Source organism: Cyanobium gracile UHCC 0139, assembly GCF_034931325.1.
Lineage (GTDB): Bacteria > Cyanobacteriota > Cyanobacteriia > PCC-6307 > Cyanobiaceae > Cyanobium > Cyanobium gracile_B.
Window position 1 is genome coordinate 36,832 of sequence record NZ_JAYGHX010000015.1, and the last position, 13,550, is coordinate 50,381.

Sequence of the window (13,550 nt, forward strand, 5' to 3'; positions counted from 1 at the left end):
AGTATCCAAACGTAGGGTTGTGGACCTTCCCGCTCCCCCGGGATCCCCAGCTCCAGGCCCACAACGGGCCCTGTCTTCAGACCCAGTCCCAAGCCCACCTGTCCCACGCCCCCGTCCCTTCCGACGGCCCACCGGCCGCTTCCGCCATGGCCCGCACCACCCAATCCCGTCCGACCGCTTCCGAGACCCCCCTGCAGCCCAAGACCCGCCAGAGCCGGCGGCGCAGCACGGCGGAACGCAGCGATGTGCTGGTGTCGGCCGTGATCAGCACCTACCTGCTCACCCACCTGCACCATGTGCTGCAGCGGGCCGAGTTCGGTGCCCAGCAGGAGGGGCGCCAGTCCCTGGCTGCCAACTACGCCCAGCTGCGCAAGGTGCTCTGTCTCGATGCCCGCAGCATGGAGGACGCCTCCGCCAGCGGGGCCGAGGAGGACACCAGTCCGCGCGCCGCCTGATACGCCGCGCACCGTCCCTCACGAACATCCCGCAGGGGATGCGCCCACGGCCCCTGTGCCCATAAGGTCAGGGAAGAATCCCTGCCAGGATGACCACCAGCAACGCCGCCGAGCTCTACGGACGCATCAGCAACGATGCCGAGCTCACCCAGTCACTGTTTCGCCAGGCCCTTCAGGACCCCAGCGGGGCCCTGCGCAGGATTGTCGCCCTCGGCGAGCAGGAGGGCCTGCCGGTCAGCCCGGAGGAGGTCAAGGCCCATCTGGCCGGTCTCGACGACGGCGACACCAAGCAATGGCTGATCAAGGCCCGGGGCGGACTCTGAAGCCGGTGACCGGCGGCCCTCCTGCTGGGACCTGCGGGGTTGTTCCCGACGCTGGGATCCCCCGCCCTGGGCCCAGCTGAAGAACAGCCAGTAGCTCGTCAGCGCCAGGCCCGCCGCCACCACCAGGGCGGCGATCTGCTCGAGGCGCTTGATCATCCTGACGACGCGATCGGACCCGTTCGACAGTCTGCAGGACGCCCCGGCAGGGGATGATGCGCACACCGCGACCGCCTTCCGCTCCGTGCTGCGCCTCGAACGCATCGGCAAGATCTATCCCACCGGTGAGGTGCTCAAGGACATCACCTGGGAGGTGAAGGCGGGGGACCGGATCGGCCTGGTGGGGGTCAACGGGGCCGGCAAATCCACCCAGATGCGCATCATCGCCGGGCTGGAGGAGCCGACCAGCGGCCAGGTGGTGCGCCAGGGGGATCCCCGCATCGCCTACCTGCAGCAGGAGTTCGACGTCGACCTCGCCCGCAGCGTGCGCCAGGAACTCTTCCAGGCCTTTGGTGAGGCCGCCGAGGTGCTCAACCGCCAGCGGCAGGTGGAGGACGCGATGGCCAGCGAGGAGGCCGCCGCCGATCCAGCCCTGCTCGATCGCCTGATCGACGAACTCGGCCAGCTGCAGAGCCGTTTCGAGGCTCTGCACGGGTACGAACTCGATGCCCGCATCGACAAGCTGCTGCCCAGCATCGGCTTCACGCCGGAGTCGGCCGAGCGGGCGGTGGGCGACTACTCGGGTGGCTGGCAGATGCGCATCGCCCTGGGCAAGATCCTGCTGCAGGAGCCGGATCTGCTGCTCCTCGACGAACCGACCAACCACCTCGACGTCGAAACGATCCAGTGGCTGGAGAGTTATCTGGTGGATCAGACCGTTCCCCTGGTGGTGATCAGCCACGACCGGGCCTTCCTCGACCGGGTCTGCAACCAGATCGTCGAGACGGAGCGCGGCGTCTCGCGGACCTACCTGGGCAACTACAGCCAGCATCTCGAGCAGAAGGCCCTGGAGCGGGAGGCCGGCCAGGCGGCGTTCGAGCGCCAGCAGAAGGAACTGAGCAGCCAGCAGGCCTACATCGACCGCTTCCGGGCCAGTGCGACGCGCAGCACCCAGGCCAAGAGCCGCGAGAAGCTGCTGGAGAAGGTGGAGCGGATCGAGGCGCCGCTGGAGTCGGTGAGCGGGCCGCGGTTCTCCTTTCCCCCCGCCCCCCGCTCGGGCCGGGTGGTGGCCTCGATCGAGAACCTCACCCACGGCTACGACGATCAGATTCTGTTTCTGGGGGCGAATCTGGAGGTGGAGCGGGGTGACCGGATCGCCTTCGTCGGCCCGAACGGCGCCGGCAAGTCCACCCTGCTGCGGCTGGTGATGGGCTACGAGATTCCCCTTGAGGGCCAGGCCGGCCTGGGGGAACACCATGTGGTGGCCGGTTACTTCGAACAGAACCAGGCCGAAGCCCTGGATCTGGCCAAGACGGTGATCGACACCCTCTTCGAGGCCGTGCCCGACTGGACCCAGACCCAGGTGCGCTCCCTGCTGGGCAGCTTCGGCTTCAGCAACGACACGGTGTTCAAACCCGTGGCCAAGCTCAGCGGCGGCGAGAAGGCCCGGCTGGCCCTGGCCCTGATGCTGCTCACCCCCTGCAATCTGCTGGTGCTCGATGAGCCCACCAACCACCTCGACATCCCCGCCAAGCAGATGCTCGAAGAGGCCCTGATGGCCTACGAGGGCGCCGCCCTGCTGGTCTCCCACGACCGCTTCTTCATCGGCCGGGTGGCCAACCGGATCGTCGAGGTGCGGGACGGGGAGCTGGTGCTCTATCGCGGCGACTACGCCTACTACCAGGAGAAGAAACGGGAGGAGGCCGAAGAAAGCGAGCGTCTGGAGCAGGAGCGCCGCCTCGCCGCCAGGCGCGAGGAACAGCGACAGAAGCAGAAGGCCAAGGCCGCCCAGAAGACCGGCGGGACGGCAAAGGGCAAAGCGGCGGGAACGGCCGACAGCTGAGGCGGCGCCGTCAGGGGCGCGGCACAAAATACAACTTCATGGTTGCCTAGGCAGGAAGACTCATTTCTCTGGTGTGGGCGTTTCTGTGTGCATAGGCTGACAGGGTCACCCATCCAGGAGCAGCGATGACCATCCAGAACGTCGTCACCGACGGTTGGACAGCGGACCGCGAGGAGGCCGCCGGCACCAGCGATGCGATGGAGGTGTATTTCGAATGCATCACCACCTGTTCCCTGGAGGACGGCGAGTGCGTCACCCGCTGCGTGGAAGAGCTGCGCGAGCGCCATTGAATTCACGCGGGCGCCACTTGACGGGCCCCTTCCCATACCGCTGCGCGGGACCGGCGACAAGGGGCAACGGGCCAGAGGCAAGGGTTGAGCGGATTTCCTGACCGGGGCATAGGCCCTGTAACAGCCGCTACGGGGGATCTTGAAACAGTTTGTAGCTTTGGGCCGGTCAGAAACGCCCCATCGCAGAGCCCACCATGTCCGAACCCCTCGCCCTCAGCCTCGGTCAGAAATTCGAGCTGGAGCGCATGACCCGGGCCATCGACGCCACGGGCGATCCACAGGTCCTGCGGGGTCTGGCCAAGCAGCTGCTGCAGGCCTGGCAGAGCCAGAAGGCCGCCACCCAGTGGGTGATGCGCCAGCAGCTGGGGGCTCCCGCCCGGTTCGGCGCCGAGCTCACCATGGACGCCGGCCTGCTCGACGCCCTTCGCCCCGACAGCAGCAAGGGAGGCATGGACGTCCTCTGAATGGCGAACTCGGGCAGCCTCCTCATCCCTGACGCAGCAGGGCCATGTCGCCAGGGATGAGCCGCAGGTTCACCATCGCCCCCTGACGGTTCACCGTCAGGTTGAGGGTTCCCCCCACCCCCGCCCGTTCGACGGCGTTGATCACCTGGGACGGATCCCTCACCACGGCCCCCTGGGCCGCGACGATCACATCACCGGTCCTGAGCCCGCCCCGATCCGCCGGTCCGTTGGGCTGGACCGAAACCACCACCGCACCCTGGGCAACGCCGGAGCCGCTTCCCGCCCGGACCTCATCCAGCCCCACGCCGATCATGGGGTGGGTGGCCCGGCCGGTCGCCACGAGTTGGTTGACGATGCCGCGGGCCCGGTTGATCGGAATGGCGAAGCCCAGTCCGGCCCCGGGCCCCGAGCGGACCAGGGTGTTGATTCCCACCACTTCGCCGTCGGCGTTCAGCAGCGGTCCCCCGGAGTTGCCCGGGTTGATGGCGGCGTCGGTCTGGATCAGATCCAGCCGCTTGTCGGTGATGCCGAGCTTGCTGGCGTTGCGGTTGAGGCTGCTGATGATCCCCAGGGTGACGGTGTTGTCGAGGCCAAAGGGGTTTCCCACCGCGATCGCCCAGTCGCCCACCTGGAGGGCATCGGAGTTGCCGAGGGGCGCCACGGGCCAGGGGCCCGCGCCCACCAGCCGCACCACCGCCAGGTCGGTGAGCTTGTCGAGGCCCACGACCCGACCCTCGTAGCGGCGACCGTTCTCGAGACCCACGGTCACCCGGTCGATCTGGTCCACCACGTGGGCGTTGGTGAGCACCAGCCCGTCGGACTGGAGGATCACCCCGCTGCCCTGGCCCCGCTCGGTGCGCCGTGAGGGAGCCCCCTGCTGGGGAACGCCGAAGAACTGACGGAACAGGGGGTCGTTCAGCAGACCCCGGGGCAGGCCGCCGGTGGCGGCTGACTGCACGGTGCGCTCGGTGTCGATGGTGACCACGGCCGGGCCCGCCCGACGGATCGCCGCCGCCACGAAGGATTGCCGCCCGAGGACGGCCGTGGCCGGCTGGGCCAGGCCTGGGGAGGTGAGGGTCGGGCTGACGAGGGCCGTGGTGGCCGTGACCGTGGCGGTGGCCGCCGCCGTGACCGTGGCCAGCCCGGCGGCGGCCGCGGCAAGAACGCGGGAGGAACGCATCGTGAAGAAGCTCAGATGGAAAAACCGTAGGCAAGTCCCCGGGAAGGAGAAAGGGGAGGCAAACCGGCCTGACCGGCTATGATTTGTAAAGTTTTTTATCGGGTCATGGACACAAGCCGCCTGCTGCTTGCCTTTCTCGCCTTCGGAGCCGCCTGCACCTCCCTCTGGGCCTGGATGCTCGCCACCACCACCGCTCCGTCGGACGGGTGATGATGGGGGGAGTCCGCGGACTGCGGGGTTCCCATCGCGCCATGACCTCCCTCCTCTCGCAGATCTTCCCGATCGTCTACGGAGCCTGTTTCATCGTTCTGCTGTGGCAGGCGTTCCGGGTCATGGGGCAGGGCTTCAGCGCCATTCCCCGTCCCGGCGACCCTGGAGCCGCCGCCGCCGCCGACCAGGGCGGCCCCGCCGGTGATCGCACGGGCCGGCTCACCATCCACCCGGAGCTGCTGGACGCGGATGGCCAGCTCACACAGGAGGACCTGCTGACGGTGCGCTTCAGTGGCGACAACGAGCAGCCCGCCTTCCCTGCCGATCCGAACTGAGCGCGGCCGGCCGGCCGCTGAATAGGCTCCCTGTGGTGAATGCGCCAACCGGCGGAGATCGATGGTGGATCAGAGAACGCGAATCGTGGCGGCCGTGCTCGGAGCACTGAAGCTGCCGCCACGGTTTCGACTCAAGATGGTGAAGGACGACCCCATCCGGCTCGAGCTCAGCCTGACGCCGTCCTACGGCAAGGATCCGATCCTGGTCGGCATCGTCGAATCCCAGGATCTGGTGGCCCGCCGTGACCGGGAGGGGCGCATCCCCCGTGACCTCCAGGGCACCTGGGACTGGACCGTGCGCCACGGCAAGGTGACCACCGGCGGCTGGAACCCCTACCTGAAGGAGGCCCTCCAGACCATGTTCGAGACCGGCCTGCCCGCCATCGTCTACGAGGAAACCACCGGAGAGGCCTACCACCCGGTGGATGGCCTCCGCCACGTGCGCTGAACACGCCCCTGCCCATCGACGGCCGCCTGGCGGCCATCACCGCCGCCCTCGGGCCCGGGGCCACCCTGCTGCTCCAGGCCGAACCCGGCGCCGGCAAGACCACCCGGGTTCCCCTCGCCCTGCTGGAGAGCTTCGGCGACGAGGGCCGCCTGCTGCTGCTGGAGCCAAGACGGCTGGCGGCCCGCCACGCCGCCCATCGCCTCGCCGCCGGCCTCGGTGAACCCGTCGGCGGGCGGGTGGGCTACAGCGTGCGCCTGGAGTCGCGCACCTCGGCGGCCACCCGGCTGGAGGTGGTCACGGCGGGGCTGTTCCTGCGCCGGCTCCAGGCCGATCCTGCCCTGGACGGGGTGGCCTGCGTGATCTTCGACGAATTCCATGAGCGCCAGGCCGAGGCGGATCTGGCCCTGGCTCTGGTGCGCCAGGCCCGCAGCCTGTTGCGTCCCGAACTGCGCCTGCTGGTGATGTCCGCCACCCTCGATCTGGCGCCCCTGGCCGAGGAGCTGGATGGGGCCGCTGTGATCAGCTGCGAGGGCCGCAGCCATCCGGTGACGGTGGCCTACCAGCCGCCGCGACCGGACGAGCGGCTGGAGCGCCAGGTGCTGCGGGCCCTCGAAGGCAACTGGCTGGTCGAACCTGAGCCGCGGGGCACGGCGCTGGTGTTCCTGCCGGGGGTGGGGGAGCTGGAGGCGGCACGGCGGGCCATCGCGGCCACCGCGTGGGGCGAGGGGCTGGAGGTGGCCCTTCTGCACGGCCAACTGCCGCTGGAGGCCCAGGGTCGGGCCATCGCGGCTCCCAGGGGGGCGGCGGGCAAGGTGGTACTGGCCACGTCGGTGGCGGAGAGCTCACTCACAATCGCGGCGGTGACCCTGGTGATCGACAGCGGCCTCAGCCGGCGCAGCCGCTTCGACCCGGCCACCGGCATGGACGGGCTGGTCACCCAGCCCGCCAGCCAGGCCAGCGCCGAACAACGAAGCGGCCGGGCCGGCCGGCTGGGGCCAGGGCGCTGCCTGCGGCTCTGGTCCCCGGCGGAGCAGCAGCGGCGAGCCGCCTTCGATCCCCCGGAACTGCTCGAGGTCGATCCGCTGCCGATCGCCCTGCAGCTGGCGGAATGGGGCGCCGCGGAGGACGAGAGCCTGCCCTGGCTCACCGCGCCCCCCCGCCGCCCCCTGGAGGAGGCTCGCGGCCTGCTGCTGCAGCTCGGGGCCGTCGATGGCCAGGGACGCATCACCCGCCACGGGCGGGCCATGGCCCGGCTGGGCCTGCATCCGCGCCTGGCCCACATGCTGCTGCGGGCCAGGGACAGGGGCTGGGAGTCGCTGGCCACGGCCGTGGCCGTGCTGCTCAGCGAACGTGATCCCCTCGATCGACGCGAGGCCGGCAGCGATCTGATGCGGCGCCTCGACTGGCTGCAGCGCAGCCCGGGAGCGGAGGGGAGCGGGCGTGCCGCGGCCCGGGCGCCCTGGACCAACCTCCAGACCCAGCTGCTGCGCCAGCTCCGGGAGGGGCGCAGCGCGGCGGCCCCCGCAGCGGTCGCCTCCAGCGCTGGCTCCGGCGGCGACGCTGGCCGTGGCTCCTGCATGGACTCCGACGACGGCCGTGCCGCCCAGCTGCTGGCCTGGGCCTACCCGGAGCGCCTGGCCCTGGGCCGGGGCCGGGGCGACGGCCGCTTCCTGATGCGCAGCGGCCGCGGCGCCGTGCTGCCCCCGGGGGATCCCCTTGCCGCCGCCGAAGCCCTGGCCATCGCCAGCGTCGACGGCCAGGGCCAGGAGGCCCGGGTGCGGCTGGCGCTGGCCCTCTCCCGCAGCGGCCTGGAGGCGCTGGTGGCGGAGGAGATTGAGTGGGAGACCGAAGCCCGCTGGGACGGCACCGACCAGCGGGTGCGGTGCGAGCGGCTGCGGCGCAGCGGCGCCCTGGTGCTGGAGCGACGCCCCTGGCCGGACGCCAGCGGCGAGCTGGTGGAGCGGGCCCTGCTGGAGGGTCTCGAACGACTCGGCCTGGAGGTGCTCCCCTGGTGCCGCACCAGCCGCCAGCTGCAGCAGCGCCTGATGCTGGCCCACCGGCACCTGGGGGCGCCCTGGCCCGACCGTTCACCGGAGCAGCTGCAGCACGACCCGGGGGCCTGGCTGGGGCCCCACCTCGGCGGCCTACGCAGCCTCCAGGAGCTGCAGCAGCTCGACCTGGCGGAGATTCTCTGGGGCGATCTGGACTGGTCCCTGCGTCGGGAGCTGGATCGGCTGCTGCCCCTCAGCCAGCCGGTGCCCTCCGGCCGCCGGGTGCCGCTGGACTACGGCAGTGGCACCCCGGTGCTGGCCGTGAAGCTGCAGGAGATGTTCGGCTGCCTCGAAGGGCCGACGGTGCTGGACGGCCGGCTGGCGGTACGGGTGGAGCTGCTGTCTCCGGCGGGACGCCCGGCGGCGGTGACCAGCGACCTGGCCGGCTTCTGGAGCCAGGGCTACGCCGAGGTGCGCCGCGAGCTGCGCGGCCGCTACCCCCGCCACCCCTGGCCTGAGGACCCCCGCCAGGGCGTTGCCAGCGCCCGCACCAAGGCGGGCCTGGCGCGGGAAGCGCGCGGGGAGAGTCGCTGAGCGGGCCCTTCTTAGGGCAGACCGTCGAGCAGATGACCGAAGCCGAAGTGGCGCAGTCCCTCCAGGATGCCCAGGCAGCCATGGGCGCGGGCGCGGTAGGTGCGGGCCAGCCCCGGCAGGGCCCGCACCAGGCCGGGCTCGGCATTGCCCACCATGACGCTCTGCAGGCCGGTCTCGAACATGGCCAGATCGTTGAGCGAGTCCCCCGCGGTGACCACCCGGGCCGGTTCCAGCTCCAGCCACTCCAGCAGGCCCAGCAGGGTGCTGCCCTTGTTGACGCCCGGCGGCAGCACGTCGAGGTACTTGTCGCCGGAGACCAGGCAATCCACCCCATGGGCCTCGATGGCCGCCAGCCGGCTGGTGTCGAGCCGGAGGGGATCGATGCCGTAGGCCAGGCGCCGGTCCGTGCTGAGGGGCTGGGGGGACAGCCCCGGCACCAGCGCCAGCAGGGGCAGCACCTTCTCCGCCCGTCCCCGCCAAAGGGCCTCGATCGGCTCCAGGGCCAGGGCCAGGGGGGTGAGACTGGCGCCGCAGGCCACGGTGCAGCCCACATCACCGATTACCAGATGGGGGGGATGGAGTCCCAGGGCGGCCTCCGCCGACAGCAGCCGGGCAACGGAGCGCAGATCCCTGCCGGTGCTGAACACCTGCAGCACCCGGTGACGCTGGCAGGCCAGCCAGCGGTAGACGCGGCGGCGGGTCGGAACGCTCCCCTCCAGCAGGGTCCCGTCCAGGTCGGTGACCAGCACCAGTTCGATGCTGCTGGGCAGAGGAGCCGCCAGATGGCGCTGGAGGCGGGTCCGGGGTGCCCGCCGGCGGTCGTCCGTGCCGGGCCCCCAGACCGAGCCGGCGCCTGGCTCGACACCTGGGTCGGCGTCCGCCCTCTGTCCCTGCACGGGCCTCATTGCCATGACCAGGCTCGGCTGTCAACCGTGCAACCCACACCGGCCTTTGTAGCCCCTGCCACTGTCAAGACCACTCCATGTTTCGTTACAGTCAAGGCTCCACCGAGGGTTCTTTCCATGTCTGACGCTTCCCAGCCCCGCTTCGGTTTCGTCAACTTCGCCGAAACCTGGAACGGCCGCCTGGCCATGATGGGCTTTGTGATCGGTCTGGCGACCGAAATTCTCACCGGCCAGGGCATTCTGGCCCAGGTCGGCCTCGGCTGAAGCCCGGCCGTCTTGCTCAGCATCAGCGTCCTTGAAGCCCGTTCAAGCCGTAAGCCGCCGGCCCAACCGGCGGCTTTTCCATGGGACGGAGCCCTTTCCCAGGCGGCCCTAGGTTGAGGCTCTCCCCAGGCTGCGCCCCTTGATGGCCCCGTCCGCCACCGCACCACGGTTTTATGTCGGCAACCGCCGCGACGGCGCCCGGCTCCTGAGCAGCGCGCTGGTGATCGCAGGGGCGGGCCTGGTCCGGATCGACCATCCGGTGGGACGCGCCGTGGCCCTGGTGGCCGGCCTGCTGAGTCTCTACTGGTGGCGTTGCTACCGCCAGCTCAAGCACTGAATCCATGCTGACGGTCCCTGGCAGCAGCGCATCCCCCCGCCAGCACGACGGCATCCCCCGGTTCACAGTCGCCGAGCTCAACCAGGCCATCGGTTCCCTGCTGGAGCGAGGCTTCGCCCCCCGTTTCCTGCTGGAGGCCACCGTGGGGCGCCCCCAGCAGAAGAAGGGCCATCTCTGGCTCACCCTCGTCGACGGCCAGGCCAGCATCCAGGGGGTGATCTGGGCGTCCCAGCTGCAGAAACTCAGCTTCCTGCCCCAGGAGGGGGATGGGGTGGTGGTGGTCGGCAAGCTCAACTTCTGGGCGGCGCGGGCCAGCCTCACGGTGCAGGTGCTGGACGTGCGCCCCAGCCTGACCACCGTCCTGCGCCAGTTCGAGCAGGTGCGCAGCCGGCTGGAGCCCGAGGGGCTGTTCGCGCCGGAGCGCAAGCGACCGTTGCCCCGCTGGCCCCGTCGCATCGCCCTGCTCACCAGCGTGCCCAGCGCCGCCCTCGCCGACATGCTGCGCACCGCCCGGGAACGCTGGCCCGCCACCGACCTGCTGGTGGTGCCGATCCCCGTGCAGGGGAACGTGGAAGCCCAGATCGTGGCCGCCATCGAGAACCTCGGCGAACAGGCGGACCGCCTCGGCATCGAGGCCCTGGTACTAGCCCGTGGCGGAGGCAGCCGGGAGGATCTGGCCGTCTTCGACGGTGAGCCCCTGGCCCGCTGTCTGGCGGCCTGTCGCCGGCCGGTCATCTGCGGCATCGGCCATGAGGATGACGTGACCATCGCCGATCTGGTGGCCGACTACCGGGCGGCCACGCCCACGGCGGCCCTGGTGGCGCTACTGCCGGACCGCAGCCAGGTGATCCGGGCCCTGGAGCAGGAACGCGGCCATCTGCAACGCACGCTGACGCTGCGGATCGCCTCGGCCCGCCAACGGCTTGGCGCACGTCAGGAGCAGCTGCGCCTGCTGCACCCCGCCCGGCTGCTTGGCCAGCGACGCCAGTGGCTGGACCAGCGACAGCAACTGCTGCAAGCGCTCTCACCGCGGCACCTGCTGGCCAGGGGGTTCAGCCTCCTCCGGGACGGCGATGGTCGCCTGCTGCGCTCGGTGAGCCAGCTGCGGCCCGGCACAGGCATCACCGCCGAGCTGGCGGATGGCCGGGTGGCCCTGCAGGTGCAAGTGGTCGAGCCGGACGGGCAGGGTCCCTGAGCCCGGGCCCGGGGCAGCGTCCCAGGTTCGTTTCCTTCCATCCACCAGTCGTTCCGGCTGGCTCCCTGCCGATTCCTTCCTTGCTTGCACCCATGGCCAAACCCTCCCCTCGAGCCAGCGCCTCCGCCAAAGCCGCCGACCACCTCGCCGGCCAGGACGCTGATGACGATCGGGCCGGTCGAACCGAAGGACATGGGGCGGACGAGGGACGTGATGGGGACGACGTGGCCCAGGAGCTGAGCTTCCGAGAAGCCCAGACGGCGCTCGAGCTCTGTCTGGCCCAGCTGCAGGACCAGGATCTGGATGTGGAGGCGATGGCCGGTCTTTACCGCCGGGCCCTGGCCTACGCCGAACGCTGCGAGGCGGTGCTGGCCCGGGTGGAACAGCAGGTGATGCAATGGGATCCCGGCCAGCCGGACCTGGCCCCGACGCCCTACACCCCATGAGTGACGACGCCCTGTCCACCCGGAGCGGCACCGGCAGCCTCAGCTGGATCGCCTGGATCTATCTGCTCTTGGCCGTCGCCGGTGGGGTGCTCCCTTGGCTGGCCAATCTGGAGTTCATCCGCAGCGCAGGCTCGGCCTTCGATCTGGGGCTGTTCATCCGCGAGGCCAACGCCAATCCAGCCGCCCGCTCCGTCTCCAGCGACCTGGCGATTGGGGCAACGGCCGTCACGATCTGGATGGTGCGCGAGAGCCGCCGCCTCGAGATGCGGGGACTGGGCTGGGTCCTGCTGAGCTGCGTCACGATCGCCTTCGCTTTCGGGGCGCCCCTGTTCCTGCATCTACGCGAACGGCGGCTGCTGGAGCTGGCCCGTCTCAGCCCGGCTGCGCCCGAGTCGGCCGGTTAGGGCTCAGGTCCCATCACCGCTGCGGCCGTCCGGGTCGCCGCTCGACGTGGCCTCCACATCAACAGCGTCGACATTGATGGTCACGTCACGGGCATCGATCTCGGCAGGGGAGCGGGGTCCCCAGAAGATCGAACCGGACGGTTCCCCCGGTGTCGATCCAGGGACATCGCCGACGATGAAGGGACTGCCGCAAGCGGGGCAGACGTCGGTGCCCAGGCTGGCGAAGCCGCAGCTGGGACAGGTGCGCAGGCGGCGCCGAAGCAGCTGCCAGCCGATCAGGGCCACCCCACCCGCCAGCAGGGGCAGGAGCAGCAGGGTGAGGGTGAGTCCACCGATGACGTCAAGCAACAGGCGGCCGGCGGAGGTGGGGATCAGCAGCAGCGCCGCCGCCACGCCGATCCACAGCCAGGGGATGCGCCGTTCCATCAGCGCTGGAAGCGTGGATCGTTCTCGATCCACCGCTCCAGGGCCGCCAGGCCCTCGAGGCCAGCCCAGCCCAGCAGCAGGGCGGCCACCAGCCAGGCCGCCAGCAGGCCCAGGCCCACCAGCAGCGGAATCAACGCCAGGGTTGTGAGACCGATCAGCACGACCGCGCCCACCGCCATGGAGACCAGCGCCAGGCTGGCCGGCAGAGGGGGGATCCGTAGGGCAGGCTTGGTCAAGGGTCCATCCAATCAGGCCATTCCATCCTGACCCGAAATGGGTCGATCCTCAGCGCGGCAGAGGTGTCGATGGCCCCCCAGCGGCACCGCCGGAAAGCACCACACTGAAGCACTGGCCGAGATAGAGAACTGCACCCACCAACCAGACCCATAGCGTCAGCAGCAAGACACCCCCCACCACTCCATAGGCCTGGAAGCGCAGTCCGAGGGCGAGCAGGCTTCTGCCCAGCAGGAGGTTGGAGAGGGTAAGGCTTCCGCTCACCAGCAGGGCTCCGGGAACCAGCGGGCGGATGGGAATCCGTCGCGACGGCAGCATCCAGAGGAACAGCAGGGTGGCGCCGAAACCAATCGGCAGGGAGATGAGCAGATCCAGCCCGGAAGACAGGGAGTTGATCCACAGCAGGGGCTCCGGAAGGAAGGACTGCAGCTGGTCATGGAAGCCCCTGGAGCCGAACAGCCGCACCGTGCTGAAAAGTTGGTCCACAACGATCAACAAGCCGACGAACAGCAACAGCACCAAGGCCTTCAGGCGCAGGGCCAGGAACCGACGCACGTGTTGCTTCCAGCTCAGGTGGTCGAATCCGAAGGGACGATTCCACCAGAGCCGATCAGCTCCGCGCTGGAGCGTGAGGTAGATGTTGCTGGCGCTGAGGCCCAGAAGCACCAGGCCCAGGATGCCAGCGCCGAATCCCTGGTTGGTGAAACGCCGAAGGGTGGCCTCGAAGCCCGGAAGGGCGGAGGGGGGCAGCACCTGGCTGACGATCACGATCAGCCGATCGAAGCGTTCGAGATCGCGGCCGAGAACCCGGGAGGCCACTGACAGCGCAATCAGCAGGGCCGGGAAGAACGATTGGAGGGTGTGGTAGGCAAAAGCGGCACTCAGGTCAACACAGTCGGCCCGCAGCCACAACAGATAGGCCTTCCAGAAGGGACGAAAGCGTCGACGCCATTTCACGACAGAACCATGGACAAGGGCTAAGGCTGCGACATCGCTGCATCCTGCCGTGTCCCAGGCCGCAGAACGCACCAACAGAAAAGCCACCCTCTT

18 protein-coding genes are annotated in these 13,550 nt (G+C 69.9%); 13 read left to right on the forward strand and 5 right to left on the reverse strand.

Annotated elements, in window-relative coordinates; translation table 11 throughout:
* Window positions 1-146 precede the first annotated feature (146 nt).
* The 5 genes from VB738_RS15775 (at window position 147) to VB738_RS15795 (ending at window position 3,531) form a co-directional block, all read left to right on the forward strand.
* A complete protein-coding gene (locus VB738_RS15775; RefSeq protein ID WP_015109185.1) occupies window positions 147-455 on the forward strand; it encodes a hypothetical protein in 309 nt (102 codons plus the stop codon).
* A gap of 89 nt (window positions 456-544) precedes the next feature.
* Window positions 545-778 (forward strand): hypothetical protein, encoded by a 234-nt coding sequence (locus tag VB738_RS15780; RefSeq protein ID WP_323306647.1) that lies wholly within the window; start codon window positions 545-547, stop codon window positions 776-778.
* Window positions 779-1,019: 241 nt separating this feature from the next.
* On the forward strand, window positions 1,020-2,777 hold the full coding sequence (locus VB738_RS15785; protein ID WP_323306648.1) for an ABC-F family ATP-binding cassette domain-containing protein: 1,758 nt from the start codon (window positions 1,020-1,022) through the stop codon (window positions 2,775-2,777).
* A 125-nt stretch (window positions 2,778-2,902) separates the two neighbouring features.
* Window positions 2,903-3,067, forward strand: coding sequence for a hypothetical protein (locus tag VB738_RS15790; protein WP_323306649.1), 165 nt, complete (start codon window positions 2,903-2,905; stop codon window positions 3,065-3,067).
* A gap of 194 nt (window positions 3,068-3,261) precedes the next feature.
* Complete coding sequence (locus tag VB738_RS15795) at window positions 3,262-3,531, forward strand: hypothetical protein (RefSeq protein ID WP_094586521.1); 270 nt, start codon at window positions 3,262-3,264, stop codon at window positions 3,529-3,531.
* A 22-nt stretch (window positions 3,532-3,553) separates the two neighbouring features.
* Here the strand turns inward: VB738_RS15795 and VB738_RS15800 are convergent, their stop codons facing one another.
* Window positions 3,554-4,711 carry a trypsin-like peptidase domain-containing protein gene (locus VB738_RS15800; protein WP_323306650.1) on the reverse strand — a complete coding sequence of 386 codons (1,158 nt, stop codon included), beginning with the start codon at window positions 4,709-4,711 and terminating at the stop codon, window positions 3,554-3,556.
* A gap of 251 nt (window positions 4,712-4,962) precedes the next feature.
* Between VB738_RS15800 and VB738_RS15805 the strand changes: the two genes are divergently transcribed.
* The 3 genes from VB738_RS15805 (at window position 4,963) to hrpB (ending at window position 8,289) form a co-directional block, all read left to right on the forward strand.
* Complete coding sequence (locus VB738_RS15805; protein ID WP_323306651.1) at window positions 4,963-5,256, forward strand: DUF2973 domain-containing protein; 294 nt, start codon at window positions 4,963-4,965, stop codon at window positions 5,254-5,256.
* A 64-nt stretch (window positions 5,257-5,320) separates the two neighbouring features.
* Window positions 5,321-5,704, forward strand: a complete 384-nt coding sequence (locus tag VB738_RS15810; RefSeq protein ID WP_094586552.1) for a hypothetical protein — start codon at window positions 5,321-5,323, stop codon at window positions 5,702-5,704.
* Window positions 5,701-8,289: an ATP-dependent helicase HrpB gene (gene hrpB, locus VB738_RS15815; protein ID WP_323306663.1), complete on the forward strand. Its 2,589-nt coding sequence runs from the start codon at window positions 5,701-5,703 to the stop codon at window positions 8,287-8,289. Before VB738_RS15810 ends, hrpB begins: the two co-directional genes overlap by 4 nt.
* An 11-nt stretch (window positions 8,290-8,300) precedes the next feature.
* On the opposite strand, the gene VB738_RS15820 is transcribed toward hrpB, so the two are convergent.
* The gene (locus VB738_RS15820; protein WP_323306652.1) at window positions 8,301-9,185 is read right to left on the reverse strand and encodes an HAD family hydrolase; all 885 of its coding nucleotides are present in this window, start codon (window positions 9,183-9,185) and stop codon (window positions 8,301-8,303) included.
* Window positions 9,186-9,311: 126 nt separating this feature from the next.
* On the opposite strand from VB738_RS15820, the gene VB738_RS15825 reads away from it, so the two are divergent.
* The 5 genes from VB738_RS15825 (at window position 9,312) to VB738_RS15845 (ending at window position 11,840) form a co-directional block, all read left to right on the forward strand.
* Window positions 9,312-9,458 (forward strand): chlorophyll a/b-binding protein, encoded by a 147-nt coding sequence (locus VB738_RS15825; RefSeq protein ID WP_015109196.1) that lies wholly within the window; start codon window positions 9,312-9,314, stop codon window positions 9,456-9,458.
* Window positions 9,459-9,600: 142 nt separating this feature from the next.
* Window positions 9,601-9,795: a hypothetical protein gene (locus VB738_RS15830; protein ID WP_323306653.1), complete on the forward strand. Its 195-nt coding sequence runs from the start codon at window positions 9,601-9,603 to the stop codon at window positions 9,793-9,795.
* A 4-nt stretch (window positions 9,796-9,799) separates the two neighbouring features.
* Window positions 9,800-10,990, forward strand: a complete 1,191-nt coding sequence (gene xseA / locus VB738_RS15835) for an exodeoxyribonuclease VII large subunit (RefSeq protein WP_323306654.1) — start codon at window positions 9,800-9,802, stop codon at window positions 10,988-10,990.
* Between the two features lie 92 nt (window positions 10,991-11,082).
* Window positions 11,083-11,436, forward strand: coding sequence for an exodeoxyribonuclease VII small subunit (xseB, locus tag VB738_RS15840; protein ID WP_323306655.1), 354 nt, complete (start codon window positions 11,083-11,085; stop codon window positions 11,434-11,436).
* Complete coding sequence (locus VB738_RS15845) at window positions 11,433-11,840, forward strand: DUF2834 domain-containing protein (protein ID WP_323306656.1); 408 nt, start codon at window positions 11,433-11,435, stop codon at window positions 11,838-11,840. Before xseB ends, VB738_RS15845 begins: the two co-directional genes overlap by 4 nt.
* Before the next feature lie 3 nt (window positions 11,841-11,843).
* On the opposite strand, the gene VB738_RS15850 is transcribed toward VB738_RS15845, so the two are convergent.
* The 3 genes from VB738_RS15850 to VB738_RS15860 are packed head-to-tail and all read right to left on the reverse strand — an operon-like array spanning window position 11,844 to window position 13,457.
* Window positions 11,844-12,266: a hypothetical protein gene (locus VB738_RS15850; RefSeq protein ID WP_323306657.1), complete on the reverse strand. Its 423-nt coding sequence runs from the start codon at window positions 12,264-12,266 to the stop codon at window positions 11,844-11,846.
* Window positions 12,266-12,502 carry a glypican gene (locus VB738_RS15855; protein ID WP_323306658.1) on the reverse strand — a complete coding sequence of 79 codons (237 nt, stop codon included), beginning with the start codon at window positions 12,500-12,502 and terminating at the stop codon, window positions 12,266-12,268. Before VB738_RS15855 ends, VB738_RS15850 begins: the two co-directional genes overlap by 1 nt.
* 49 nt (window positions 12,503-12,551) lie before the next feature.
* Window positions 12,552-13,457 carry a YhjD/YihY/BrkB family envelope integrity protein gene (locus VB738_RS15860; protein WP_323306659.1) on the reverse strand — a complete coding sequence of 302 codons (906 nt, stop codon included), beginning with the start codon at window positions 13,455-13,457 and terminating at the stop codon, window positions 12,552-12,554.
* Between the last annotated feature and the right edge of the window lie 93 nt (window positions 13,458-13,550).